Annotated in this window: 19 protein-coding genes; 2 read left to right on the forward strand and 17 right to left on the reverse strand. The window is 38.6% G+C overall.

What is annotated here, in order from left to right:
- The first annotated feature begins 39 nt into the window (after window positions 1-39).
- A complete protein-coding gene (locus BIZ36_RS19530) occupies window positions 40-1077 on the forward strand; it encodes a substrate-binding domain-containing protein (RefSeq protein ID WP_187459556.1) in 1038 nt (345 codons plus the stop codon).
- Between the two features lie 278 nt (window positions 1078-1355).
- Here the strand turns inward: BIZ36_RS19530 and BIZ36_RS19535 are convergent, their stop codons facing one another.
- Window positions 1356-1775, reverse strand: a complete 420-nt coding sequence (locus BIZ36_RS19535) for an antitoxin Xre/MbcA/ParS toxin-binding domain-containing protein (protein ID WP_187459557.1) — start codon at window positions 1773-1775, stop codon at window positions 1356-1358.
- Between the two features lie 354 nt (window positions 1776-2129).
- Between BIZ36_RS19535 and BIZ36_RS19540 the strand changes: the two genes are divergently transcribed.
- Window positions 2130-2681, forward strand: a complete 552-nt coding sequence (locus BIZ36_RS19540; RefSeq protein ID WP_187459558.1) for a collagen-like triple helix repeat-containing protein — start codon at window positions 2130-2132, stop codon at window positions 2679-2681.
- Between the two features lie 86 nt (window positions 2682-2767).
- Here the strand turns inward: BIZ36_RS19540 and BIZ36_RS19545 are convergent, their stop codons facing one another.
- The 16 genes from BIZ36_RS19545 to BIZ36_RS19620 all read right to left on the reverse strand — a co-directional run bounded on the left by BIZ36_RS19545 (window position 2768) and on the right by BIZ36_RS19620 (window position 25050).
- A complete protein-coding gene (locus tag BIZ36_RS19545; protein WP_187459559.1) occupies window positions 2768-3472 on the reverse strand; it encodes a hypothetical protein in 705 nt (234 codons plus the stop codon).
- A 114-nt stretch (window positions 3473-3586) separates the two neighbouring features.
- Window positions 3587-4027 (reverse strand): hypothetical protein, encoded by a 441-nt coding sequence (locus tag BIZ36_RS19550; protein ID WP_187459560.1) that lies wholly within the window; start codon window positions 4025-4027, stop codon window positions 3587-3589.
- Between the two features lie 4 nt (window positions 4028-4031).
- Window positions 4032-4505, reverse strand: coding sequence for a helix-turn-helix transcriptional regulator (locus BIZ36_RS19555; RefSeq protein ID WP_187459561.1), 474 nt, complete (start codon window positions 4503-4505; stop codon window positions 4032-4034).
- Window positions 4502-5077 carry a hypothetical protein gene (locus tag BIZ36_RS19560; protein WP_187459562.1) on the reverse strand — a complete coding sequence of 192 codons (576 nt, stop codon included), beginning with the start codon at window positions 5075-5077 and terminating at the stop codon, window positions 4502-4504. The genes BIZ36_RS19555 and BIZ36_RS19560 overlap by 4 nt, the downstream gene beginning before the upstream one ends.
- A gap of 105 nt (window positions 5078-5182) precedes the next feature.
- Complete coding sequence (locus BIZ36_RS19565) at window positions 5183-6529, reverse strand: restriction endonuclease subunit S (RefSeq protein ID WP_187459563.1); 1347 nt, start codon at window positions 6527-6529, stop codon at window positions 5183-5185.
- Complete coding sequence (locus BIZ36_RS19570; RefSeq protein WP_187459564.1) at window positions 6530-7990, reverse strand: class I SAM-dependent DNA methyltransferase; 1461 nt, start codon at window positions 7988-7990, stop codon at window positions 6530-6532.
- A 21-nt stretch (window positions 7991-8011) separates the two neighbouring features.
- Window positions 8012-11224: a type I restriction-modification system endonuclease gene (hsdR, locus tag BIZ36_RS19575; RefSeq protein ID WP_187459565.1), complete on the reverse strand. Its 3213-nt coding sequence runs from the start codon at window positions 11222-11224 to the stop codon at window positions 8012-8014.
- 394 nt (window positions 11225-11618) lie between these two features.
- The gene (locus BIZ36_RS19580) at window positions 11619-13214 is read right to left on the reverse strand and encodes a beta-N-acetylhexosaminidase (protein WP_187459566.1); all 1596 of its coding nucleotides are present in this window, start codon (window positions 13212-13214) and stop codon (window positions 11619-11621) included.
- A gap of 25 nt (window positions 13215-13239) precedes the next feature.
- Entirely contained in the window at window positions 13240-14382 is a 1143-nt protein-coding gene (locus BIZ36_RS19585; RefSeq protein WP_187459567.1) for an N-acetylglucosamine-6-phosphate deacetylase, read from the reverse strand.
- Window positions 14379-15866: a sodium:solute symporter family protein gene (locus tag BIZ36_RS19590; RefSeq protein WP_187459568.1), complete on the reverse strand. Its 1488-nt coding sequence runs from the start codon at window positions 15864-15866 to the stop codon at window positions 14379-14381. Before BIZ36_RS19590 ends, BIZ36_RS19585 begins: the two co-directional genes overlap by 4 nt.
- 43 nt (window positions 15867-15909) lie before the next feature.
- A complete protein-coding gene (locus tag BIZ36_RS19595; RefSeq protein WP_187459569.1) occupies window positions 15910-17472 on the reverse strand; it encodes a family 20 glycosylhydrolase in 1563 nt (520 codons plus the stop codon).
- Complete coding sequence (locus BIZ36_RS19600; protein WP_187459570.1) at window positions 17465-18253, reverse strand: 6-phosphogluconolactonase; 789 nt, start codon at window positions 18251-18253, stop codon at window positions 17465-17467. Before BIZ36_RS19600 ends, BIZ36_RS19595 begins: the two co-directional genes overlap by 8 nt.
- Before the next feature lie 140 nt (window positions 18254-18393).
- Window positions 18394-19083 carry a LamG domain-containing protein gene (locus BIZ36_RS19605; RefSeq protein WP_187459571.1) on the reverse strand — a complete coding sequence of 230 codons (690 nt, stop codon included), beginning with the start codon at window positions 19081-19083 and terminating at the stop codon, window positions 18394-18396.
- 12 nt (window positions 19084-19095) lie between these two features.
- Complete coding sequence (locus tag BIZ36_RS19610) at window positions 19096-20541, reverse strand: CBM96 family carbohydrate-binding protein (protein WP_187459572.1); 1446 nt, start codon at window positions 20539-20541, stop codon at window positions 19096-19098.
- 34 nt (window positions 20542-20575) lie between these two features.
- Entirely contained in the window at window positions 20576-21940 is a 1365-nt protein-coding gene (locus tag BIZ36_RS19615) for a RagB/SusD family nutrient uptake outer membrane protein (protein WP_187459573.1), read from the reverse strand.
- Window positions 21941-21951: 11 nt separating this feature from the next.
- Complete coding sequence (locus tag BIZ36_RS19620) at window positions 21952-25050, reverse strand: SusC/RagA family TonB-linked outer membrane protein (RefSeq protein WP_286175012.1); 3099 nt, start codon at window positions 25048-25050, stop codon at window positions 21952-21954.
- Window positions 25051-25142: the final 92 nt, after the last annotated feature.

The following is a 25142-nucleotide window of genomic DNA, read 5'->3' on the forward strand; positions in this document are numbered from 1 at the left end:
TCAATTTATTATAGGCTATTTTATACAAAGAATAAGTAAATGTCTAAAAAACCAACAATTAAGGAAATTGCGAAACTTGCGAATGTTTCAATTGGAACAGTTGATAGAGTTATTCATAATAGAGGAGATGTTTCAAAAGAGACCACTACGCTTATAAAAAAGATTATGAATGAACTTAATTACGTCCCAAATACCCATGCACGTAATTTAGCTCTTAATAGAAATTTTAAAATCGCCGTATTACTTCCCGAACATAAAAAAGGGGAGTATTGGTCAGAACCTATTAGAGCTGTTCAACAGGCTACTGCTGATTTTAAATCATTTGGAGTTGACATCAATATTTATCTCTATAATCAAAAGAATAAAAATTCTTTCGTATCTGTATCAAGAAAAATTTTTGATGAGAAAAACGATGCAGTTTTATTGGCACAAGTTCTTATAGAAGAATCGAAAATTTTTATGGATACATGCAAAAAGAAGTCATTACCATATATTTTAATAGGGTCTATCAAGAATGAAATATCTGCATTAAGTGCTATTGGTCAAAACTCTTATCAAGGGGGAAGATTAGCTGGTGAACTGATAAGCTTTAATCAAAAAAAGGGAACGAATTTTTTGATTATTGATATAACCAAAGCTCAAAATCCTAACTTAAACGTAAAAGAAAGAATTAAGGGCTTCAAATCGTTTTTTACTGAAATTACTGAATTGAACTATGTAATTGACAGCTTGATTATTTCGGAGGAAGATCCCAAACTGTTAGAAAAAATTCAAAATAAACTTATACAAGCAGAAAAGCTCGGTGGTGTTTTCGTGCCTAATTCTAAGTCCCACATTCTAGTTAAAGCATTGAAAGACAAAAAGCTTTTTCGGATAGTGGGATATGATCTTCTTGACAAAAACAAACAACTTTTAAACCAGAAAAAAATCGATTTTTTAATTAATCAGCGACCTTATGAACAAGCCTATGAAGGTATAGAATACCTTTACAAATATTTAGGGCTTCAACAGTTACCCCCACAAATAGTGAGTTTACCGTTAGATATTGTAACTAAAGAGAAGTTAATGTATTATTAAAACGGTAAGCATATCTCTTTTACGATTAGTATAGGTTTAATTAAAGGAATCACTGCTATTAACGCTTATCTTTTTCAACTGCACAAAATTTTCGCTAAGTAGCAAAAGTCCTTAGCTCTAATCTTTGCTTGTTTCAATGCGTTAAGCTGTTGGGCACTTTACCGACAGCTTACACGTGAAACATGCTATTCAGGTGAGCCTTTTCCAAAATTGGTTATTAGGACTGACTATGTAGTCTTAAGTTTGGTGTAAAAGGTTTTGTCCAATTATCGTGCTCATTAAAAACCACCGTATTCAATTTTATCCAAAACGTTTTTAACAGGAGCAACTGTTCTCTCTTCACTTAAAACATTCTCCGGACTCCTTTGATTGAGGGTTACATTTGGTTTTTTAAACCAGTGCTTGAATTTATCCTCTTCATCATTAAAGACTTGAACTCCATAATCATAGAGCTCAGTCAGTTCTACTATTGATTTAGCCTGTACTTTATTTCTGATATATTTATTTTCATTAGACTTGCCAATGTTTAGATATAACAATAGATGCGATGTTGGAATGCTCGTTTTTACTTCTAAAGCATCAATTACTTCATCCGGGAAGCCTTCATTGATAATCAGTGCTCTTTCGTCTTCATTGGACCAGAAGTAGGTATGCTCTCCTATTTGTATAGTATATTTTTTATTTTCCATGTCGAACATTTTATTAGCGTTTGAATCTTTTATTCAAACGAATTATTATTGATTCATATTGAGTAATCACCAGAATTGCAGTTTTAAAATTGAGAAAAAAGTTAAATAATCAGTGCTCTATTAAGGGGTTATCCTAATCAATTCAAACGGCTTCTGTGTTTTGGTTCACTAAGTTCTAAAAGTTTACCCTTTCACCTATTTGAACGAGCCTCATCGTTACTTTCTTTTAAAAACGGTGTACAATTGTTTCACGACGGACTGAATAGTCTTTCTGTTTTATTCTTCAACTAAATGTTAACCTTTCCCTTTTCTGAACATTAATTATTGAAAAATATAAAGCAATACGAATTAAACTATGTCATTATGAAGACTATGAAATCATGCATTTTGTTACTATTTGCTCTTGGATCCGTCTTAATTTCTTGTGATAAGGAAGGTCCCGAGGGGCCCGTGGGTCCTGAAGGACCCCTAGGTGAACAGGGAGTAGCAGGTCCTCAAGGGGAACAAGGCCCACAAGGGGAATCAGGTGAAGATGGGAACGCCAATGTTAAATCGTCAGATTGGTTTGATGTTTCTTGGTCGACCAACCCCGGAACTTTTGGCTATCATGACCAAACCACCCCAGATATAACTGCCCAAGATTTGGAAAATTCGGTCATTCTCGTGTATTTTGAAAATTCAACGTACGTTTACCCGCTTCCCATGACCTGGTCTGCAACTTTTACCGTAAATTTTGCTTTTCAAGAGGGGAAAATTAGAATTTATTACAGAACGGAGACAAGTAGTACGGCGCCGGATGGGCGCGCAAGATATATCATTATACCTTCATCTTCGGTGAGTGACAAAGCACAAAGTCTGAATTACAGCAAAATGACCTATCAAGAGGTTGTGGACCATTTTGGTTTGGACTACTAAAAATTTTTAAAATAAACTATTGAACCGGGGCAACTCCCCGGTTTTTTTTATTGAATGTGGACTAGATGATTAAGGATATGGTGGTTTTAGGTAGAAGTAAGATTTGAGTTTTTAAGTTTCAACTCTCGTACTGCGTCTACTAAACCGTAATAAAGAAGGTTATCTGCAACTCTAGCTTCAGGATGGGCATATTCTATAAAGTACTTTCCCTTTTCATATTCATAGTAGAGAACTCCTCTTTTGGTAACACTCCATTTATCTATTTTGATAATTGGAACAATACTTCGAAAAAGCCTTGAGGTAGTGCCGCCGCAAGCGATGATAAAATCTGGTCTTAAATCGGCATTGTCAAAATAGAGCCTAAATTGCCTTTCTAGAAAAGATTTTCCCAATGTGGAATCCTGTATTAGCTTCTTAATATTGGTTGTATGTCCTCCAGGTGTCTTTTTAATATTCATAACACTTACATACTTTAGTAACTCTTTTCTTTTGGCAATATTTTTAATAGGTTCAATATCATCTAACCATGAAAAATCGTTTTGCCAATTTAGTATTCCATGAGTCCATCTAGAAACGTTATCCCAAGTTTGTGTTCTACCACCATCATTCACAAACTGTTTTAAATTGAAACCTTTATCTGAGTTTACTTCTTTTAAAAGAAAAAGAATTTTAATATCTGATTTTACATATTCGACCGGGTCTATTAGACCATCTTCACTTAGATTTGGGGTAATTTCACGCCACACATTAAAGAGTTCCGTTTCTTGTAGTAGTATTTCAGTTTCTTTCATACTTAATTGGTTGGTTACTTTGGTTGTTATGGATAATAAATAATTTCACCTATGAATTGAGAGTTAAAGAAACTGCTAACTCATTTTTTGCTATTAAAAATAAAAATTGGTAAATCATCCTGAGGAATTCAGAATCAAATCTTCTTGAATCATATTTTTTACATCCATTGTAGGCAACAAGTATTGATTAAAAATTGTTCCTTCTGTTTTTGCATGTAAAACCCCTCTAGCTGACCCGAACATTAAAACTGCAAAGTGAGTAGCTAAACTTTGAGATATAAGATAAGAACCGTCTGGCTGTTTTACTTTTTTATTGAAATCATCTTTTTTAATTTCAAAAAAACCCTGTAACTCTATTATTAAAAAAGGTTGATTTTTCTTTTTTTCAAAAGAAGACTTGGTAGTACAAGTAATGGTGTGATCATCAACATCTATACCAAAACCAAGGTTTGTTATCAAATCAATTTCTCCCGTTTTCTTATAGGCAGTTTCAATTTTTGCAAATGAAATTGTTTTTAATCCAACAAAAGCAAAACCAAGCTTATTATATGTCATATGCTTAAATTTGGTCCGCAGTGAAAGCGAGGTTTTCTACATTTTCTAAATTTGTTTTTAAAATTGAATTTTTTATTGAACCAATACTCCTGCTATATGTTGGTTCAATCTGTTTTCTTGCTGACTTGTGAACCAAGGTCATTACAGATTTAATAGTTTCTGATTTTATATCAATCCTGCTTACAATAGTTGGTGATGAAAGAGTAACACCTAATGCAGCTTCAATTTTATCTAAAGTTTCAAAGGTCAGATTTGCTTTTGCACGTAAAATCTTATTCACTTGTTGAGGGCTTACATCCATCCTTAGCGCTAGTTCTCTTTGGGAAATATTATTTTCATCTAAATAATCTAAGAGCTCTAGGGCAAACTTTTGTGAACGGCTAATTTGTTTTCTATTTGTTCTGTCCTTTTTTGCTCTTATTTTCCACTGCGTTGCAGTTTTTAACGCTATTTTATTATTTTTTTCCCTTTGTGTCATGGTTTAAAATCTGTTGTGTCAGTGATATTGTTGTCTTTAAGCCAAGTTATCAAATAACTCATTTTATCCAACTCTAATTTCAAGGCTGTACTATCTTGCATTTTACCGACCAATTTAATAGCTGCACCTGTAATTATAAGACAGTTATCGCCTAAAAGCACCCCATATAATCTGAGGTAAGAATTATGTTGGTATGTATACATTTTACGCCTACCGGGATTATCATACTTTTCATTTTCTGATAATCCTTTAAAATTATCGAATAATATATCAAAACAATTTTCAGTTTGGGTTTCTTCTTGAACTTCGTCTAATTTATCAAATAAATCTGCAGCTTCGACCAATACGTCATACGCTAAATGTGATAGGCTTACATTCTTGTAATCTCCTTTTTTCCAACCAGAAGCCGTTGATTTAATAAAGTTGCGAACAAAGAGGGGGTCTTGAAATTCTTCTTGAATTTTATCAAGTTCGGTTTCATAGGTTTCCGGTGTATTATAGAAAGGGCAATCTACAAAGCGAGCTAGGTATATACCCTTAATTTGCTCTTCAAATATAGAAAGTATTTCCATAAAATCAACCTATAGGTTTATTTTTGATGTAAAATTAACTAAATCTGTGGTCTGCACTCTTAAAACCACTTGGTAATTATCAACATTCTTGCTTAAAGCACTAAGCTAACTTACTGTGCTTTTCTCTTTTTTTAGTCTAGATATCTCTTTTAAAAGGTCTGCTGCATCACCATCTGTAGGTAATTGCTCTACAAGCTCACCCTTAAAGGCTTTATGTAAAATTGCTTGGGGTAAAGTATCAATTTTGGTTTTTAAGCTTTGATATTTTTCTTCTATGGCATCTGCTTTGGCAAAAAGGCATTCAACCCGGTGGACTATTTCTTGTTGCTCTTTGAGAGGAGGCTTACTTACAGGAGTATTCGAAACAACTGATTGATTGATTTTAGGCATGTTTCCAGCCGTGCCCGTAGCATTGCTTTTATAATACTCTTTGGTCGAGGATGAACTAAGACAATAATTTAAATATTTATTACTTATTCCTTTCTTAGCTTGAACCTTCATCATAATATCGGGATAGATAAACTCATTATCTTCTCCGGTGTAAAGTGCAGATGTACCTACATATTCCAAACTATTCGAGCGCTGAATTAATATATCTCCATGCTTCAGCCATAAGTGTGAATCTGAGTCCGGTTTTACTATGTCCAGATATTTAACTTTACTTGGATTAAATTTTCCCGAAGTTGTAGCGCCTAAAGAGAGACTTTTTACATCTGTGGGAAAATCTACTCCTTTGGGAGAAAATCCATTTCTAGGTTTAGCTTTTATTAATTCGATAAGAGTCACTGTTCTCCACTCTCCCAACTCCTTCCCCTTACGCCACTCCTCCGTCAACTTCCCGGTAACCGCTTGTGTCAATACCTGCTGCCGAAAATCTTTTAAGAGTTGGGGTATGCGCTCCAAGCTTTTTTGCATGGTTGCTACCTGAGCCATTAAAACATCAACTTTAGCTACAATACGGTCTTGTTCGGGGCGAGGGGGAATTGGAATAACAAATTCTTTTAATTTTTTTTGATTAATAGAGCATTGATTTACGGAATGTTGGGCTTTTTCCATAAACTTACCTGAAAATCTAAAGTGAGTTAAAAGATAATTAAGGAAAAAACCATTTACACTGGAATTGGTTCTTAGTAGTAAAAGATTTATACCATGAATAACAGTTTCATCTAGATTAAAAACTACGGTTTTGCCTATATGCTTGCCGCTGTTTATGTGACTAAATAAAATATCACCTTTACGTAAGCTATACTTTTCAATATCATCTTTACTAGGTTTTACGTATCGTACACGAGTTAAATCTATTGTTTCATTCCAAATTGTTTCAATTCTTGTGATTGGGTATGACCCTTCAAATAATTCTTTTTGTTGCTTTAAGCTAGAACCATTTGTCATTCTTGAAAGTACAGAACCCAAATCTGTTTCAATCCAATTTTCAGGTAAATTATTTTCCATCTAGTTTAACGCTTTTATTAAGGCATTTAACTCTGCGGTAATATTTGTCAATTCACTTAAAGCTTCTTTAGCAATTTCTATAGGTTCACCAATGTCCTCTGATTTGATAATACTATTATCTGGAATCAACCCTATGTCTAGAGAATAATTATTTAATTCAATTTTTTTTCGCTCTATAAATTGCCAACGTTCATTTACAATTTTTTTACGAGCAGTATCATTAACAATACCATCAAAATGGGTCGTTAATTTCTCAGGTTGTACTCCACCGGTATAGGCTTCTATAAATTCATTAAACGCCGCTCTAGTAAATGGGGTGCGTTTACCATAATTGGGCACATTGGTACGCATATCAAAATACCAAACGCCTTTTGTATTTTCAGTTTCGGTAGTGCCTCGTGTAAAGAAGAGTACATTGGTCTTTACTCCAGCGGCATAGAAAATCCCTGTTGGTAAACGGAGAATGGTATGCAGGTTACATTTATCCATTAAATCGCGCCTAATTTTCTGCCCGTCGCCATCTTCAAACAAGACATTATCGGGTAATACTACAGCTGCACGTGCTTTACCATCTTTCTTTAAACTTCTATAAATATGCTGTAAAAAGTTAAGTTGCTTGTTACTGGTTGGGTAAGTAAAATCATCACGGGTTGGGCGTTCACCACCCTTTTTAGTTCCAAAAGGTGGGTTAGCCAATACGCCATCATACCCTTTAAGGTCTTTACCCATTTCTGTTAGGGTATCGCCTAAAATAATTTGGCTTTCCATGCCATGTAATCTCGCATTCATCAAAGCCAAACGGTGGGCATCACCAACCAACTCTACGCCACTAAATGCTTTTTCTACTTGAAACTTTCTCTCTTTCTCGTCTAGGTCAAAATAGTCGTCATGTTTGGTACGCAAGTATTCATCCGCAGAAATCATAAAACCAAAAGTTCCTGCTGCAGGGTCGTTCCAACGTTCTCCCAATTTGGGTGCCATTAATTCTACCATCACATTAATCAATGGTCTTGGCGTAAAATATTGCCCAGCACCACTTTTCTTTTCCCCGGCATTTTTTTCCAATAGGCTTTCATAAATATCGCCCATGACATCACGGTCGGTTTCCTCATACCAATCCAAGTCATCTATGGCTTGTACCAACGTATTAAAGTTTACCGGTTTTCTAAGACTTGTAGAGGCATTTGCATAAATCTCTTTTATACTGGTACTAGTAGTCTCATTACTTACTTCTGCCAAGAAACTACGGTAACGCTGAAAAGATTCTGCATTATCGGTTTCCTCCACAAAAGAACGCCAACGGTATTGCTTGGGAATATGTTCTTCAAAACCTTTTACTTCACTCAATTTCAAGAATAGAATGTAAGTAAGCTCATTCAAATATTGGTGATAGGTAACCCCATCATCCCGTAATACATTACAAAGGTTCCAAAGCTTATTGGCTATTTCATCTGCACTCATGTAATTTGTTAAATTTTATGATTAGGCAACGTAAAGATTAGCATTAATGGTCTCTAATACATCATCTAATTGTTGCTCAAATTGTTTGTCTATGCGGTTATAGCCGCCTTCGCCTTTAAATGGTTCTTTGTCCAAATCTTCTTTAGTAAGAACTGTCTCTGCTAGTAGCTGCTTTTGAAAACGGTCTAGCCATTTTTGCTGAATCTTGTTCCAAGCTTTCATACCCCTTACTTTTTCAAAGGCTCTATGAACACGTTCTTCATGACCTACCAAGTCTACATCTAAGGTAAGGGTGCGAATATAGGCAATAATGTCTGCTGCTATATCTTGGTTTTTAGCATCGTGCCAAGCGGCATTCAAGGTTTTTGCATTGAACCCTTCTTGGTCCAACAAAAGGCGGAGCTCTTTAAGTGACTTTCTATCAAGGGTACTAGGTTTAGAAACAATCACTTTTAAAGCGGCTATTTTATTCTGATTCTCTAATAAGAATTTTTTAAAGTTTTCTATGTAGTCTTCTGGCTTTTTTGCTTTGCCAAAATCCCGTTCTGTACCTAAATATTCATCTTTATGGTCTGATAACAATTGATGTTTAGGTGTGTAGACTTTAGTGTCAAGATAATTCCACAGCCCCTTAAATTCTTTAATAATAGCTTTTACTTCTTGGGCACTAGCCTCTTTAATTGCTTGTATAACTTCTTTGGGATCCTTGCCGCCAGCCATGTAAATAAACTCCTCCAAATTGTTTTCTTCAATCTTACGGCGTTTGCGCTGTAATTTGGCAATAAGCTGCTCTCCTTGAGATTTAGCACGCTCATCGGACTCGATAGCATCTAGTTCATTCACCAATTGCGTGAATGTCATAGAAGGGTTAGAAACCGGTTTCATTTGCGTATAGTCCTGTAAGGCTTCATGCACTCTTACAGCGTCGAATATCTTAAAGTCCTCTTTGCCAATTTCTTCACATAGACGGGTAGCACGTCCTATCATCTGTTCATATAAAATTCTAGAACCTACCCGGCGCATGAACACCAAGTTGCAAATTTTAGGAACATCGATACCTGTGGTCAATAAATCTACGGTTACAGCAATATTTGGAAACTTCTCGTTCTTAAATTCCTTGGTCAGTTGCTCGGGGTCATACGCATTACCAGTTATTTTCCGGATTGCATTTTGGGGCACATCAAGTCCTATTTTTTCAAATTCTTCATAAAGCATCTGCACAATCATATCTGCATGTGAATCTCGAACGGCAAAAATCAATGTTTTTTCATCGCTATCCGGATCCAGATGTTGCACCAATTCTTTTAATACGACTCTATTAAAATCAGGAGTGATGACCAGCTTGTTGAACTGCTCAATTTCTACCAACAGGTCATCTTCCAATTCGGCAAGTTCTTCAATGCTATTCGTTTCCGGATTAAATACTTTAGGGCGTTCACCCTTTTTCCAAAGTATTCCTTCCTCGCTCAAACGTGTTTTTATACGATATGGAGGTTCATGGTCCGACAAATACCCATCAATAACTGCTTGGCGATACGAATACGAATAAACCGGTTTACCAAAAATTTCAGTGGTATGTAATGCAGGTGTTGCGGTTAAACCTATAATATATGCATTGAAATATTCAATAACTTTCTTGTACTGGCTAACATAGTCATCTTGATTTTTAAACTCTAAATCTTCTTCATCGAGCTCTTTATCCAGATTGTAACCACGGTGGGCTTCATCAATAATAATGCAATCATAAGTGTCAATAGGCAGTTCGTTATCACCATAAAATAGCCGCTTTACCATACTTTGTACGGTAGCAAAATGCAAACGAGTTTCCGAATCAGGAATCAGCGTTTTAACATATTCTATTTTATAGACATCTGCAAAGGTATTGATGCGTTCTATCTTGACATCTTGATAGCTGCCAAAAGCCTGTTGTGCTAAAAGTTTTCTATCCGTTAAAAATAATATTCGCTTAAAACGGTTCGCTTTTATCAATCGGTAAGAAAGTCCGATAACGGTTCTGGTTTTGCCGGTACCCGTTGCCATGACCAAAAGAGAACGATTTTCCTCAAAGTTGGTTCTGATATTCTTTTCAACATTTTGTATCGCCTCAATTTGATAGTCACGTAGACTTAAACCGTTTTTATCCTGTAAATAATCGTAATCGCTCTGTTCTAATTTTTCGTTCTCGGCATCAATGTCACGTTCATAAAGTTCAACCAAACCATTTGGTGAAAACCAACCTCTAATTGGGTAAGCTCTATTTCTTTCTTTTCGCACATCTAAAAACCAAATACCGCTTTTGGTTTTAATCTGTTCTAGAAACTCACGACCATTAGTTGAAAATAAAAAAGGTACTTTATAATCATGCCATTCCCCTAAGGTTTCAAAATTATCACTTGAAGAAATTCGTTTTGCATAAATGTCTGACTGTCTTAAGTCAGTTGAAATATCACTGGCGTATTTTTTAGCCTCTACAATACCATATAGTTTTGTTCCCACGAATAGGGCATAGTCCGCCCATTTGCCATCACAAGGCCATTCGGCAATTGCGATGTTTCTGCCTTTTTGAGGAAGCGTTTTGTTTTTCTTGTAATTCAGGTTGAGGGTATCACATTCCCAACCAGCTTCAATCAGTTTTGGGTCAATTAGCGTTAGCCTGGTATCTTCTTCACTAAGGTTAAGATTCTTGGCCCGGGCATCACTTCGTTGCTTACGTGCCGTTACTTCCTCTTTACTTTTATTTAGCTCGGCAATCTTATTTTTATAATCCGTAAACTCTTTAGAAAGTTTTTCTAGTTTTTTACTGAGTTCATCAGATACGGTATCTTCTTTGTCAGGTAAGGTATAAGAGCTTATTTCTATATAATCCTGCTCATAGGTTTCATAAAACCATTTTGCTAATTGGAAACACTTTTTAAGTATGAAATGTGCTTCTTGAAAGCTACCAGAACCAGTATGACTAGCCTTATTGCCTGATTTACGTATTGTATGTAGAATACCGGTAATAATATCTGGGGTGATATTTAAGGAGGACAATCTATAAATACGGTCGTTCTGTGAGCCTTGAAATTCTCCAAGCACCTCAAAATCCCAAATCAGGAGGCAAATTTTTTCAGAAAACAATCTAGACTTAGAAAGAGATGAACTAGGGTCTACATAGATTAGTTTTTCAGATAATTCGCTTATAGCGAAAAGGTTTGGGTATTGCTCTTTTAAAAAGCTGAAATTAGATTTCATCTTCGTTATCAGTAATGAATGGTTAAAGTGGGTGTATGGTTTCTTTGACTAATCCATTTGTTACATTCGATAGGGGGAAGTGATACGAAAATATAAACATAAAGAAATCATCAATCCCTAAATATCGCTAATTGGAATATTCTGACATTACGGAAATCCTCAATCTTTGCTAAAAAATTAGAATAATCGATAAAATGTAGGTATTTCTAGACAAAAGTTGGAAATTATCTATAAAGATGCATAAATCTCAAACGCAAATGTTTGAAGAATTGTGATGTCCACACATTAAGTGCCACTGCTTATTTGGAAATGCCTAAACAAAGAAGGGAGCAATACCCCTATTGCTCCCAGTTGAACTAACTAACAAACCAACTTCACTTGATTATATCTTTCCCTACTCTTCTTGGTGATAGTGAATACCGTTTTGTCCCCAAGTGTATTGAACTCCTTCTAACGCATTTTGAAACGCTTGATAATCTTTGTGCTCCCCTTCAGTCCACCCTACTTCTGCATAAGCGGCCAAGCGCGGGAAAATTTGACGTTCCATACTTTCTACTGTTGGAATCCATTCGCTCCACATCTGCGTTCCCAGTCCTAAAATTTGAGAATGATATTCAGGCTTTAACCCTTCGGGCACAGGGTCAAAAGCATACGACTTTTCAAGAGGTAATCTTTGATAGGTGTAATCTAAATAGGTATCCCAATGGTTGGAATTGACCACCTCATAGCCCTCTTCCACTGCTTTATGGACCAGGCTTAGGTCACCTTTCCAAAAATGAACTATGGCCGATGGGGCCAATTTTTCGCTTACGGTGCCTGAGGTTCCACGGTCTTCATGTACCTGATGGCCCAAAATTTCGTTCCACCCCATCATTCTCTTTCCCGCCTTATCAATGTAATTGGAAATCTCGTTCGTAAAGCTAATTTGAAGGTCCATCGGAGACTTCATATGCTTGGCCTCCATATATTCCACCATATGCTCATTTTGCAACCAAGGCTCAAAATTGACCTCGTCTCCCCCGATATGCACCACCTGCCCCGGAAATAAATTCATGACCTCGTCCAACACATCCTTTAAAAAGGAGACCACCTTTGGGTCGGTCACATCAAAGGAATCGTCCATCTTTCCGAAGGTGACCGGTACTTCTTTAGTGGTTCTCAAGGTACCCAGCCAGTGATAGGCCGCGACGGCCGCCATGGCGTGCCCGGGCATTTCAATTTCAGGCACGATATTTATATGTCGTTCCTTAGCATAGGCAATTATTTCTTTAATGTCATCTTGGGTGTAATGACCGCTGTGCGGTTCGCCCGTACGTAATTCACTTTTTCTTTCCGCTTGGGTATCTGTTCTAAAAGACCCTATCTCTGTCAGTTTTGGATATTTTTTAATCTCGATGCGCCATCCTTGGTCGTCCGTCAAGTGCCAGTGGAAGGTGTTCATTTTCAGGTATGCCATCTGATCCAAAAGTTTTTTCACGGTCTCCTTTCCCTTGAAATGCCGCGACTCGTCCAACATAAAAGCCCGCCAAGGGAACCTGGGTTCATCCGTAATTGTTACAGAGGGCAAATCGACGGCTGTACTTTTATCGTCAGATTCAAATTCTGGGGGCAGTAGTTGTCTGAAGGTTTGAATACCATAAAAAACACCTGTTGGAGAAGCACCTTTAATTACAATTCCGTTTTGAGAAACCTCCAATTGGTAGCCTTCCTCGTTTTTTTCTGCCAATGTTTGATCAATTTTCAAACGTATGCCCCCTCTTTTGTTCTCCCTTGGTTTTTCACCGAAGCCTTTTTGTAAAAAATTTGATAAATGTCGAAGCTCGTTCTTTAGGGCTTTGTCGGCCCTAATTGTCACCGCCGAAGACAATGAAAAGCTACCTTCGCCCCAATGAACAGAGTTTGGTCTTGGCACCACCGTAAGATCTTGGGCGGAAAATTGTATTACCGACAAAATAAAGACGAACGGGAGAATTGATTTTATAGCATTCATTTGCAATAATATTTTTTAAATGGTTTTATCTGGATTTGGAATACACCAGCTGACCCGATTTGTACGTTTGTAGCACAACGATGCCACAGGCTTCTTTCTGAAAAATTACTAGGTCCGCCAACTTGCCCTTTTCGAGTCCTGCAGATTTTCCTAATACTTCCAAGGGCTTTACACTGGCCATATCAATCGCTTGATTAACGGTAGCTAAATGGGATTTTATCATTTTATTGACGCACCAGATGAGGGATTGTGCCGAACCTGCCAACATTTCAGGGGCCTTCTTTATAAAAAGCCGCCCCTCAGCACTCAATTCTATTTCGCCCCCAATATGCGAAGTGTAGGTACCTGCTGAAAGTCCGGCAAATTTCGTACAATCGCTCACCAAAATAGTGGACTCAGGCTTTACCTTGGTGATGACCTTTATAACGGAATCAGGCAAATGAAATCCATCGGCGATAATGGACGCCCGTAGCCTCTCATGAGATAATTGCGACCAGATATAGTTAGGATGCCTAGGTAAAGTTAAATGCGCTGCATTGCCCAAATGGGTAGACATGGTGGCACCCGCCTCCACAGCTAGCGCTATTTGCTCTTCGCTGGCAGACGTATGACCCAAGGAAACTAGAATACCAGAAGCCACACTGTTTTTGATAAAATCAATGGCACGCTCCAACTCGGGAGCCAAGGTTATTTTTTTTATCCGGTTTTTTGATAATTCTTGCCATTTGACAAACAAATCCCAGTCGGGATTTTTTAAATGCTCCAAAGGGTGGGCACCACGAGGCCCATCTTCTTTGGACAAAAAAGGACCTTCTAAGTGAATACCGATAATGGAAGCATTTACGAGCTTGTTTCTTTCGCAGGCGGTAACAATAGCCTCAATGGCTTGTACTATATGCGCGGTTGCATTGGTGATAAGGGTGGGCATATAAGAAGTTACACCTGTATGCCATAGATGTTCTGTAATTGATACCACTTCATCTGCCGATAATCGACCACTATTGAAGTCGATTCCCATAAAGCCGTTGACTTGCAAGTCTACAAAACCAGGACAAACGTGGTTAGAAAAGGATTCTTGACCTAGGTTCTTTACTTTATCAATAATACCATCCTCTACCTGCAACTGAATTGCCTTTCCCGTTTTATAATGAGTACCAGAAATGGTCATAAGGTAGTAGATTTTGTGGTTTCGCCTATTTGTTCATGCATACTTCTTACTTCTTCAGGGACGGGACGGTTTACTAAGAACCCCCAACCTATATAGAGAATAAGGGATACCAATGTAGGACCACCAATTTCGAGAGCAAATGAATCGATTGGGAAAATTTTAAACAAAATAAATGTGGCAAGTCCCCCGATTATCGATATGAGGGCTGCCCTGCCATCGCTTTTTGCGAAAAAGGGCAATAAACCCAAAATCATGGGGATGGAAATTGGGCCTAAAAGGGCGGCGAACCAGCTAACGATTAACCCGAATACGCCCCCAAAGTAGCTGGCATTCAAAGCCGTGATAATAGTACATACCGTAAAGCAAAAGGTGGTTACTCTCGCCAGCCGTAGCTTTTGAGCATCATCATAGGTTTTTATTTTTGGATACAGTACCGGTAAAATATCACGGCTGATCACGGCAGAAACCGTATTACTGTCGGAAGCAGTCATCGATAAGGTATTGGCAAACAGGGAAGCCAATACCAAACCCACCAAACCGCTCGGCAAAAATTCTTTGACCAGCATACCGTACGATAAAGTTGGGTCTGCTAGATTTTCAAAAAACAAAGGAGAGGCGAACATTGGATAAAAGAGTACCAAGGGCCAAATAAAATAAAGTACAGAAGATAATATGGCCGCCTTTTTAGCAGTTTCTCCGGAATCCGATGAAATAAAGCGTGTTGCTAAATTCCATGTTCCACCACTGTAACTAAAGAAATTGATTACCAAAATAATTAGTACAAACCCTAGAGTATAGGGTTCGTTCAAAAATTGGGAATGCTCGGGCGGCAATCTATCCCAAAGTGTGAAAATACCGTTTACGCCATCGCCCAGCTTGGAGAGAATCATGATGAACATGGTAACGCCCGCCAGTAACTGCACCATAAATTGCCCGAAATCATTCCAGACGTCCGCCCATAATCCTCCAATAGTTATGTAAATCAATGAGATAACACCTACGAGTATAATTCCAAAGGTGATGGAGGTACCACTGAAGACATTCAGCAACACAGCTATGGCAGCCAATTTACCGCCGGTATCGAATACCTTAATAATCGCCCCTGACCAAGCTATCAATTGCTGGGTCTGCAAATTATACCTTTTAAGCAAATACTCAGTTGGTGATTGAATACCTGAAAAAATTCGCAAGCGCGACCAGCGCGGAGCGATTAAAAAACCTCCCAAAAGGGTGGCCAGACCCACTGTGAACGCCCACCAGACATACAAACTAAAACCATGGGTATAGGCAATACTGGCATAGGCCACAAAGACGGCCCCACTATAGCCGGAAACATGGTGCGATATACCCGAAAGCCACCACGGAAGCTTGCCCCCGGCCGTATAGAAATCTGCAGAACTCTTAACCTTAAAATAGGCCCAGAGACCTATACCGAGCAGCATCAGAAAATATAAAGAAAGAACCAGCCAGTCTAAGAGTTGCATAGGGTGCTTTTAATTATGTACATATTTAAATTATAGCTTTTGTTTATTTCACCTTTGCCAAACGGTCATATAAGACTTTAACTTGTTGAATTCTAATATCATTCTGTTCGTCCAACTCTGTATCGTAGAGAAAACCCCTATTCAAATCCTTAAAACGAACGTTCAGGCCTTCAGCCTCTTTCATGACCTCTTGTAACCTGGGCAATAATGCAGGTGTGTCTTCAACTCTAAACTTCTCAGAGTTATAATCCTCTTCTATTGCCTTAAACTTGAGATAATGCATTCTTAAATCGGCCATCAACTGATAATGGGCGAATTCTTTTACATTTTTTTTAGGGGCTATGTCTTTTATACTGCTACTTATTGCCTCGTAATCCGTATACATTTCCGAAATATTGTCACTCCATACAGGACTACCATTTTTAATCAATTCCGGTTTCGCCGAGAAAAACTGCCACAACACTTTAGCATCTCCGGTACTCAGGCCAAATCGCTTCTTTGCGTATTCGAGAACAAATTTTTCCGCTTCAAGGGGTTCTTTTTGTTTTAACGCTTGTGCATAACTGGCAATCAAAATCCGGAAACCCGACATGGGGTAGGTGTTTCTAATTTGTACCATATCTACCACATCATAGTCCACATCCCAAGTAAAGCCATAGACACCCGAAGTAGACCACGAGGTCATGACCATGCCCTTGTAATCTGCTTTTCTACCGTAAGGAATAAACTCATGTTGATTCTTGAAATGGGTTGGCCAATTGGTAACGAACCAATTATCTGGATGGGACCTGATAGCGGGTGAACCCCAAAAGGTAAAACCTTGGTCTTGAAGACCTGGAATATCTCCAAAATGATTGATTTTCCAACCGTAGTTCCAATCAATGAAAATGGTTTCTTTAGACAGTTCCGAAGCGGCCTCAGGATGTTTTAAAATGATGTCGGCCCACATGACAGGCTTTTTGCCCAAGTCAGTAACAATTTCCGTAATCATCTTCATGTGGTCTACAAACAGCTGGGACTTACTGGTTTCTTCCACCTTCTGTTGACATTTAGGGCAATGACCCAGCAAATAGGTTTCATCTCCGCCAATATGTATGTAATCGGAATTATGGGTATCGGCCAATTCAGTAAAAAGGTCTGTGAACAGGGCTTTACTAAGTTCAGATTCCATGGGACACAACTGACTGATGTCTTTTCTATCTTCCTTTAATTCACTATACCTAGGGTTGCGAAGTATATACTCCACATGGCCCAAACTCTGTTGTAGCGGTATCACCTGTATACCAATGCTTTCACAAAAAGAAATAAAGTCTTTGATTTCTTTCTGACTATAAGAGTACTTATTAGAGATAGCTGGATGCTTTTTATAGGGAAAAGTTCCCTCCCACTCCATTACCAAAGTGTTCAATCCGAAATCAGCCAATTGTTGTACAAAGGTTTTAAGTGCCTCTGGCGTCATCACCTGAATTCGCAAATCTATATGAAACCCTTTTATCTCAAAATCATCGTTTGGGTCCGTGGATTTTTTTTGTGCAGTTACCGTAAGGGGTGCACAAAAAATAAGGACGATAAGTAAAAGGTTCGAAAAAATCTTTTTTCTAATCATTTAAACAAGTCTTTGAGCTAGTGTTAGGTACATCTTTCAATGCTTCATATGCATCTTCATCAAAATAAAAAGTACAGTCTGAATGTCTTCGTAAAATGGTGGCAGGGCATTTCTCTGAAATAGGCATTGTAAACGTATTTTTTACCGCTTCGCTTTTTGTTTTACCCAATACGACGCAAAACAATTTTTTACCCGCCACCAAAGTAGGTATTGTCAAGGTCACTGCTTTCTTGGGTACAGATTCCAAGGTTTCAAAACATTTATCGTTTACTTGCTGAATCCTACAGGCCTGTTCGAGCGCAACTACTTTCACGGCCACGGGATCATTAAAGTTTGCTACGGGAGGGTCATTAAAGGCAATATGGCCATTTTCCCCAATCCCTAGGCAAACAATATCAATGACCTCTTCTTGTAGCATACGGGAGTATGCTTCGATTTGTTCGTCAATCGCCCCCTTGGTATTCAAGACGTGATACGAGCGAAGGGGTACCTTTGTAAAAAGATGACTTTTAAGGTATTCAGCAAAATGTTGCGACGCATCTAGGGGAAGCCCAATATACTCATCCATATGAAAAGCTACGATTTTGCTCCAATCGATTCTTTTTGATTCCGATAAATAATTTAGCATACTGGTCTGAGAGGGTGCAGCCGCAAAAATAATTCGGATGGTATCCTGCTCTTTTTGAAGTTGCACGATATGTGCCTCTATGGCTTCACCTGCTTTTTTCCCGGCTTTTTCAGCAGAAGAAAAGACATTAATAATGTTCTGGTTGTATTGCATTTTTAATAAATTCAGTTGTGTCTTCAGTAAACTATCCTTAAAAGCACAACTAATTGTTTTACATAAAGTTATAAAATATCTATCCTATCAATAATTAGTTCCTGTTCCTTCATATTTTCAGGAGGCGTACCTCTAAACAGTCATAGATTGATTTTAAACCGTTCTTCTGAATCTGGTGGAATATCAGCGCCATCATAGCTCCAAGAGTACAACAGTTCGGAAGCCTTAATCAAGTTCCCACGATAACTACCGAAATTGATATGGTCTTTTTTCCAATCAATGAAATGAACCGTTTTCTCAGTATCTAAATTTAAATCGAATCTCACTTTATTCCCTTCAATTGCCGAAGGTTGAATACCGTATTGAGCGTTTTGGTTCTCATTTCTTGACCACCGCGAGAATTCAATATCAATTTCTTCTTCATCGTTATTATAAATAAAGATTCCCGCTACCGTATTCAAATCTAGGGTATCTACACGGCTTGAGAGGTAGACAACGTATTTGTTGAAACTAAAACTCTGGCGTAAGGCTACCCCGACACACTGCCACCTACCTTCTTCATAGGTGATTTTAAGGTGTAATCTACCCTCACCATCTATCCAAACATTTCTTTCCGAATCTGAAAAATGATTAGGCCCTGGCCCCTCTTTGGCATCGTTGGAACTACGAACGACCCAATCATATCCTGAAAACGAAATAATACGATTGTTCGTTTTGATAGGAGCTTCAGCCATTTCGGATTGAGAGCACCCCGATGAAACCCAGATGAGCATTAGCATCAGGACACTCTTAATAACCGAAGCTGAAATACTTACCTTATGATCTACCAAAGCGCCATTTTCTTAATTGATACCGATATTAATTTCAAAGGCGTCAATGACCGAGCCCACCCTATCTTTCGCAGAAACGGTCACTACATCTGAAGTACCCGAACCATTGTTGATATAAACGACGTTCATCAGGTTTATATCTTGTTGGGTAAACTTATCGCCCACTTGCAAAGTTTGTGCTCCCGTAATCAACCATCCGTTTGAAGGGGCCTGTTCTAGGGTATAAATTATATCCCCGGCCGACGCGCCATCAATCTCAACCACATTGGCATTCCAAACATATGCCTCTTCTTTATCGACCGTAAAACCGTTATTGGCAACAATATTCAAAAAGCTGTTACCTGAGCCTAAGGTAGCTATCAACATGGGCGGGTTGAAATCTGCATTTTCCTTAGAGCCAAACTCATCGGTTTCGTCGGAACCAGCCTCCCCATCAAGCATGAGTGATATTCGTTGTTCCGATTCAAGGGCCGTTACATAATCGGTTATATTAAAATCGAAGGTGCTCACCTTAGTGGTTGTAATCGATGCAATGGGGTCATTGTCCGGAAAAACAGCGTTGTCAAAGGTCAACCCCATCTCCGTCCAAGTAGTATCTGGAGTCGCATATAAATCCATTGCAACCCCCTTGGCGTGCGTAAATTTTACGGCCATTTCCAATCTGATGTCCGTAATTACTCCTTCTTCATCAAAGTCTTTCAAATCGAACATTAGAAATCCCTTTCTATCATAATCGCCATTATCGCTTACGTTTTTGATTTTGATTAAGGGATCGGCACCAAAATTGGCTCCTGATTGTCCTCCGCCATTAATGTACGTGTCGAACAACGGGAAAATAGTATCTGTTTTAATAGTAGGGTCCGGCACATTCAAATCATTCTGAGGAGCTGAAAAATACACAAGCGACCCAACCACATGAATGGCATCGTCAAGTGCCTCTAAGTTGGAACTTGTGATAGACCACTGTTTACCCGTGCCCTGATTGACCAAACCAATAAAATTGGAATCGTGGGACAGATACATAATTTGACCATTTTGAGTGGTATAAGCCAGTGGTTTGTTTCCTTCAAAAAGGTCCGGGTCCGTAAAGACTACTTTTTCGTCCACTATGTGGTACTTCAAAAGATTTCTTAGAATAGGTAGTGGCACCTCTTCAATGCCAGTGTAGCCATTCGCTTCAAAGTATTCGCTAAAGGCCATATTGGTGGGAGCAATATAGGTGCGTGCTTTGCTATCATTGAACAAGCTTTGTAATTCCGCTCGTACGATAGCGGATTCTAAAATTACCAACGAATCACTATTTCTGATATAATCCCAAGCCGAAATACCCAATTGGGCCTCTACGCCTGCTTCTTGATATTCGAAATTCTCTTGAATTTCACAGCCATATTGGAGACCGATCAATAAAGCGAAAATGGGCAAGATAAGCTTCTGATGTATGAATAAATTGCTTTTCATATGTTTAATTTTTTTGATTGGACGGGAAGTTATTTTAGTAAAAACCATTTTGCTCCAGATTTGGGTTTCTATTTAGGGCATCCTCATGGATGGGCCACACAAGATTTGCCTCGTCACTCAGACCGTTTACGGGGCCCATCGTTTCGATGGCTTTACCCGTTCTTACCAAATCGAACCATCGATGGCCTTCAAAAGAAAGTTCCAATAACCTTTCATGCAGGATAGCCGACTCCACGTCTCCGTATAAATCAGTGGCAGTAGCCACTGTTAGCTCAGGTAGCCCTGCCCTACTTCTGATTACATTCAACAAGGTAACAGCCTGAGAAGCTTGGCCTAATTTGTTAAGCGCCTCTGCCTTCAATAACATGATATCCGCCAAACGTATCATAACGATATTCTGTGCTGACGGGTCGGCACTTTCGTCATCGAAACCTTGCCCAAAGAACTTCCAAATTTTTCTGGGTTCTTCTTCGGTTATATCATAAATCAAATCTTGCCTTAAATCACCTTCCTCAAAGGCAGTCCTAAAAGATTCACTGGGAAAGTAATGACTATCGGAACCAATAGCATATAATATGCGAAGGTTATTGGTCTGTGTTTCATCATACCCAATTTCAAAAATGCTTTCATTGGAAAAACCTGTAGTAAATATTTTGGACCAGTCATTAATACTTACCAATGAGTAAAGACTATTGGTCAAAACCCTATCTGCCGCAGCAATGGCAGACTCATAATTACCCCTCCACATATGTACTTGAGTCAATAATGCATTGGCCGTACCTTGGGTCATTAATAATCGATCTCGCTCACCACCGAAACTTTCACGACAATTTTGTCGGGCATAATTTAAATCTTCAATGACTTGATCAAGGATGACCTCCTTATCCGTTTTGGCCACAAAAAGTTCTTGCTCAACACTCTCATAAGGCTCCAAAATCAGAGGAACATCTCCCCATACCCTTACGGCATAGAAATAGGATAATGCCCGTAAAGCTCTTGCCTGCCCCACCAATTGGGAACTGAAATCATTACCATCTTCAAACACCGTAGGAACATATTTGATAGCATAATTGGCCCTACTAATGGTTTCGTATAAATTATTCCAGCTAGCCGAGCTCATGGTCTTGTTCAGGGTGTTTTGCTGTAACAATAAGGGGTCACCCGAATGATTGGTATTTACCGCATCTGCACGCCCTTCACCCCAAAAGGAGAAATTCCTCGAAAAGGTTGCCTGAACGGCATCGTAAATTCCGTAAACACCGGCTTGTGCATCACTGGAGGTTTTATAAAAACCCTGGGCCGAAAAGCCGCTTTTAGGCTCCTTGTCCAAAATATCTTTCGAACAAGAAAATGCGATAGCTATTAAAAGAACTATTGATATTTTATTTATTTTTTTCATTGCTCAGATTTTTAGAATTGAAAGTTTAGACCTGTCATAATAGTTCTACTTTGTGGGTACGAGCCTTCATCTACCCCCGCTCTCAATCCACTATAGGAATTCACGTCGGGATCGAAGCCAGTATATTTGGTCCATGTAATCAAATTGGACGCCGTCACAAACACATCTAATTTGCTAAGCCCAAAAGGCTCGATTAAACGGTTGGGAAAGCGATATCTAAGATTCACATTCTTCAGCTTCAAATAAGAGCCGTCTTCTACCCACCTGCTCTGTATTCTACTATCCGATTGTTTAGGATCGTCACGAACCGGCTTTGGAAAATCGGTTATGTCCCCCTGATTTCTCCAACGACTAAGAGCGTCAGTAGATAAATTGTTATAACGAACCACAGAGTTTCTTTGGTGGTTGATTTCACTGTAAATGTCGTTGCCATAAGAAAATTGAAAAAACACATTTAAACTGAAATTCTTATAACTGAAGTTATTTGTTATACCTCCAAAGAAGTCAGGTTGGGCATCTCCGATTATTTGTCTGTCGTCCTCATCAATTATATTATCACCGTTTAAATCTTTCCAGATAGGGTCCCCACCTTCAAATACCTCTCCCAATGCTCCGTTGGTAATTCCATTTACGTTATCCTCGTCTCGAGCATAGACCCCTTCAAATTTCCAACCATAGAATGTGCCAATTGGTAACCCTTCTTGCAAAATATGATATTGACCATTTTGTATATAACCGTTTGTTAGTAAGTCGTCTGGCAAATCAGTAACCTCATTGCGGTTCAAACTAATATTTAAACTGGTATCCCATTTGAATTCGCCCACGGTATTCTTACTGGTCAACAAAAACTCCAACCCCCTATTTTCGATACTTCCGATGTTTTGGGTACTATAGTCAAACCCAGTGGTGCGTGGTATTGGCACATTATATAATAAGTCATCGGTAACCTTAAGATAAGCATCGGCATTCAAAACAATTCTATTTCTCAAGAATGACATGTCAATACCAGCATTATATTGAGTGGTGGTTTCCCAAGTCAGTCCGGAATTTGGCATTACCGATGGGGAGGCACCGGAATATCCCAAGTAGTTCGTTCCCACTAGAAATTCACCCTGTGAGGTGTAGTTGCCAATGGCCTCATTACCTGTTTGCCCTGCACTGAACCTAAGCTTACCATCGGTCAACACCCCTTGGTCTTGCAATAATTTTTCATCTGAAAATCTCCATCCTATCGAAGCTGACGGAAAGTACCCAAATCGTTTATCCTCTCCAAATCTTGAGGATCCATCTGCCCTTAAATTTACCTCCAAAAGATACTTGCCCATATAATCATAAGACATTCTTCCAAAATAGGACAAAAGGGAATGTTCAGTGGTAATATTAACCTCTTGATTAGAGATGGTACCAGCAGCGTTTAGGGTTCTAATATTATCACTGGGAAAAAACATACCATCTAAACCGGTTCTTTCATATTGCCACTCTTGAAAGCTTGTACCCAAAAGCGCTCCAAAATTGTGCTTATCACCAAAGGTCTTGTCCAAACTAAAGTAAGTCTCATTGCCCCAGGTCAAGTTTTGAACAGCCCTTACGGCCCCCGAGTTATACCCTTCCCTATAATCCAGGCTGGAAGGTAAAAATTCATCTTCCTTCATGGATAGGAAATCAAGGTTCAAATTACTCCTAAGTTTGAAGCCTTCAAAAAACTCAAATTCCCCATATTGGTTACCAATAATCCGATTGCTTTTATTTAAATGGGTAGCAAGTTCCGCAAGACCAACGGGGTTACGCTTCCCGAATTGGTACCCGTTAAGAGAACCGTCTGGCAGATACATGGCATAGGAAGGTGGTCTGATCAGCAATTCCCTTACTACACTTAAATTACCACTACCCCCTGCATTGATTCTATTATTTGTACCGTTGGTGTAAGATAGACTTTGACCCACTGTTAGCTTGTCAGAAACTTTAAAATCAACATTCAATCTAGAGGTTATCCTCTTATAATTGGAATTAAGAATAATCCCATCTTGGTTAAGAAAGGACGAACTCCACGAGTATTTAGCACTTTCGGAGCCTCCTTGAACAGATAAGTCTACCTTATATTGAGGAGCGACCCTTAACAATTCTTCTTGCCAATCAACATCACCATTGTTCTTTGGATTCAAGGAATCAATTATTGTCCAATTAGGCTCAACGGGGTTGGCCATATTTCTATAGGAATCAATTATAACATCTCGATATTGGGATGCATTCAAAACACTTAGCTTTCTGGTAATCTGACTAACCCCCGACATGAAATTTACATTAAGGACACCTTTGCCCTCTTTACCTCTTTTAGTCGTAATCATGACCACACCATTTGCTGCACGAGAACCATAGATAGCAGTAGACGCGGCATCCTTTAAAACCTCAATAGATTCTATATCGTTCGGATTGATATCTGCCAGTGGATTAAGTCCAAAATTTTCAGTTCCGTTCAAAGATGATTGGGAATTGGATTCAATAGGAACACCATCTACGACGTACAAAGGTGAATTTCCACTGTTTAATGAAGAATTTCCCCTTACACGAATGGTAATTCCACCACCTGGAGCACCAGAATTAGACACTACCTGAACACCTGCGGCCCTACCTTGTAGAATTGAAACAGGATCTTGAAGGTTGGTCTGTGCAATTTCTTCCCCACCAACCGAAACTACAGAACCAGTTAAATTTCTTTTCTTTTTCTTTCCGTAACCGACTACTACGAACTCTTCTAATTGGTTCGCTGCCGATTCCATAACCGCATTAACATTGGAACCTTCCCCCACAGGAATTTCAAGCGTTTGGTATCCCATGGAAGAAAACACCAACACAGCACTGGGCGTACTTACTTCTATAGTATAGTTACCATCAAAGTCCGAAGCAACTCCGTTGGCGGTTCCTTTTTCTACCACGTTTACACCTAGCAGGGGCTGTCCACTTTCAGAATCTTTCACACTACCACTAATTAATTTGCTTTGTGCATTAAGTCCACTAATACCGAACAAAACAAGCATTAAGAGAAGAACTTCTCTCCTAGCTTGCACAGTGAGCATTTTCTGAGAATTCCCCTCACTTTTAACTCTCTTCATAAATAAATGATTTACAGGTTAGTTATCTGAGTTGTTAATTGAATGTGATCCAAATATATATTTATGTTTATTTTAATGCAAACGTTTGCATT

It is taken from the genome of Cytophaga sp. FL35, assembly GCF_014349235.1.
GTDB lineage: Bacteria > Bacteroidota > Bacteroidia > Flavobacteriales > Flavobacteriaceae > Euzebyella.

What these genes read in the sequence shown, in the direction of transcription:
- BIZ36_RS19530 (WP_187459556.1), top strand. Translation starts at nt 40, where the DNA reads ATGTCTAAAAAACCAACAATTAAGGAAATTGCGAAACTTGCGAATGTT.
- BIZ36_RS19535 (WP_187459557.1), bottom strand. Translation starts at nt 1,775, where the DNA reads ATGTTCGACATGGAAAATAAAAAATATACTATACAAATAGGAGAGCAT.
- BIZ36_RS19540 (WP_187459558.1), top strand. Translation starts at nt 2,130, where the DNA reads ATGAAGACTATGAAATCATGCATTTTGTTACTATTTGCTCTTGGATCC.
- BIZ36_RS19545 (WP_187459559.1), bottom strand. Translation starts at nt 3,472, where the DNA reads ATGAAAGAAACTGAAATACTACTACAAGAAACGGAACTCTTTAATGTG.
- BIZ36_RS19550 (WP_187459560.1), bottom strand. Translation starts at nt 4,027, where the DNA reads ATGACATATAATAAGCTTGGTTTTGCTTTTGTTGGATTAAAAACAATT.
- BIZ36_RS19555 (WP_187459561.1), bottom strand. Translation starts at nt 4,505, where the DNA reads ATGACACAAAGGGAAAAAAATAATAAAATAGCGTTAAAAACTGCAACG.
- BIZ36_RS19560 (WP_187459562.1), bottom strand. Translation starts at nt 5,077, where the DNA reads ATGGAAATACTTTCTATATTTGAAGAGCAAATTAAGGGTATATACCTA.
- BIZ36_RS19565 (WP_187459563.1), bottom strand. Translation starts at nt 6,529, where the DNA reads ATGGAAAATAATTTACCTGAAAATTGGATTGAAACAGATTTGGGTTCT.
- BIZ36_RS19570 (WP_187459564.1), bottom strand. Translation starts at nt 7,990, where the DNA reads ATGAGTGCAGATGAAATAGCCAATAAGCTTTGGAACCTTTGTAATGTA.
- hsdR (WP_187459565.1), bottom strand. Translation starts at nt 11,224, where the DNA reads ATGAAATCTAATTTCAGCTTTTTAAAAGAGCAATACCCAAACCTTTTC.
- BIZ36_RS19580 (WP_187459566.1), bottom strand. Translation starts at nt 13,214, where the DNA reads ATGAATGCTATAAAATCAATTCTCCCGTTCGTCTTTATTTTGTCGGTA.
- BIZ36_RS19585 (WP_187459567.1), bottom strand. Translation starts at nt 14,382, where the DNA reads ATGACCATTTCTGGTACTCATTATAAAACGGGAAAGGCAATTCAGTTG.
- BIZ36_RS19590 (WP_187459568.1), bottom strand. Translation starts at nt 15,866, where the DNA reads ATGCAACTCTTAGACTGGCTGGTTCTTTCTTTATATTTTCTGATGCTG.
- BIZ36_RS19595 (WP_187459569.1), bottom strand. Translation starts at nt 17,472, where the DNA reads ATGATTAGAAAAAAGATTTTTTCGAACCTTTTACTTATCGTCCTTATT.
- BIZ36_RS19600 (WP_187459570.1), bottom strand. Translation starts at nt 18,253, where the DNA reads ATGCAATACAACCAGAACATTATTAATGTCTTTTCTTCTGCTGAAAAA.
- BIZ36_RS19610 (WP_187459572.1), bottom strand. Translation starts at nt 20,541, where the DNA reads ATGAAAAGCAATTTATTCATACATCAGAAGCTTATCTTGCCCATTTTC.
- BIZ36_RS19615 (WP_187459573.1), bottom strand. Translation starts at nt 21,940, where the DNA reads ATGAAAAAAATAAATAAAATATCAATAGTTCTTTTAATAGCTATCGCA.
- BIZ36_RS19620 (WP_286175012.1), bottom strand. Translation starts at nt 25,050, where the DNA reads ATGAAGAGAGTTAAAAGTGAGGGGAATTCTCAGAAAATGCTCACTGTG.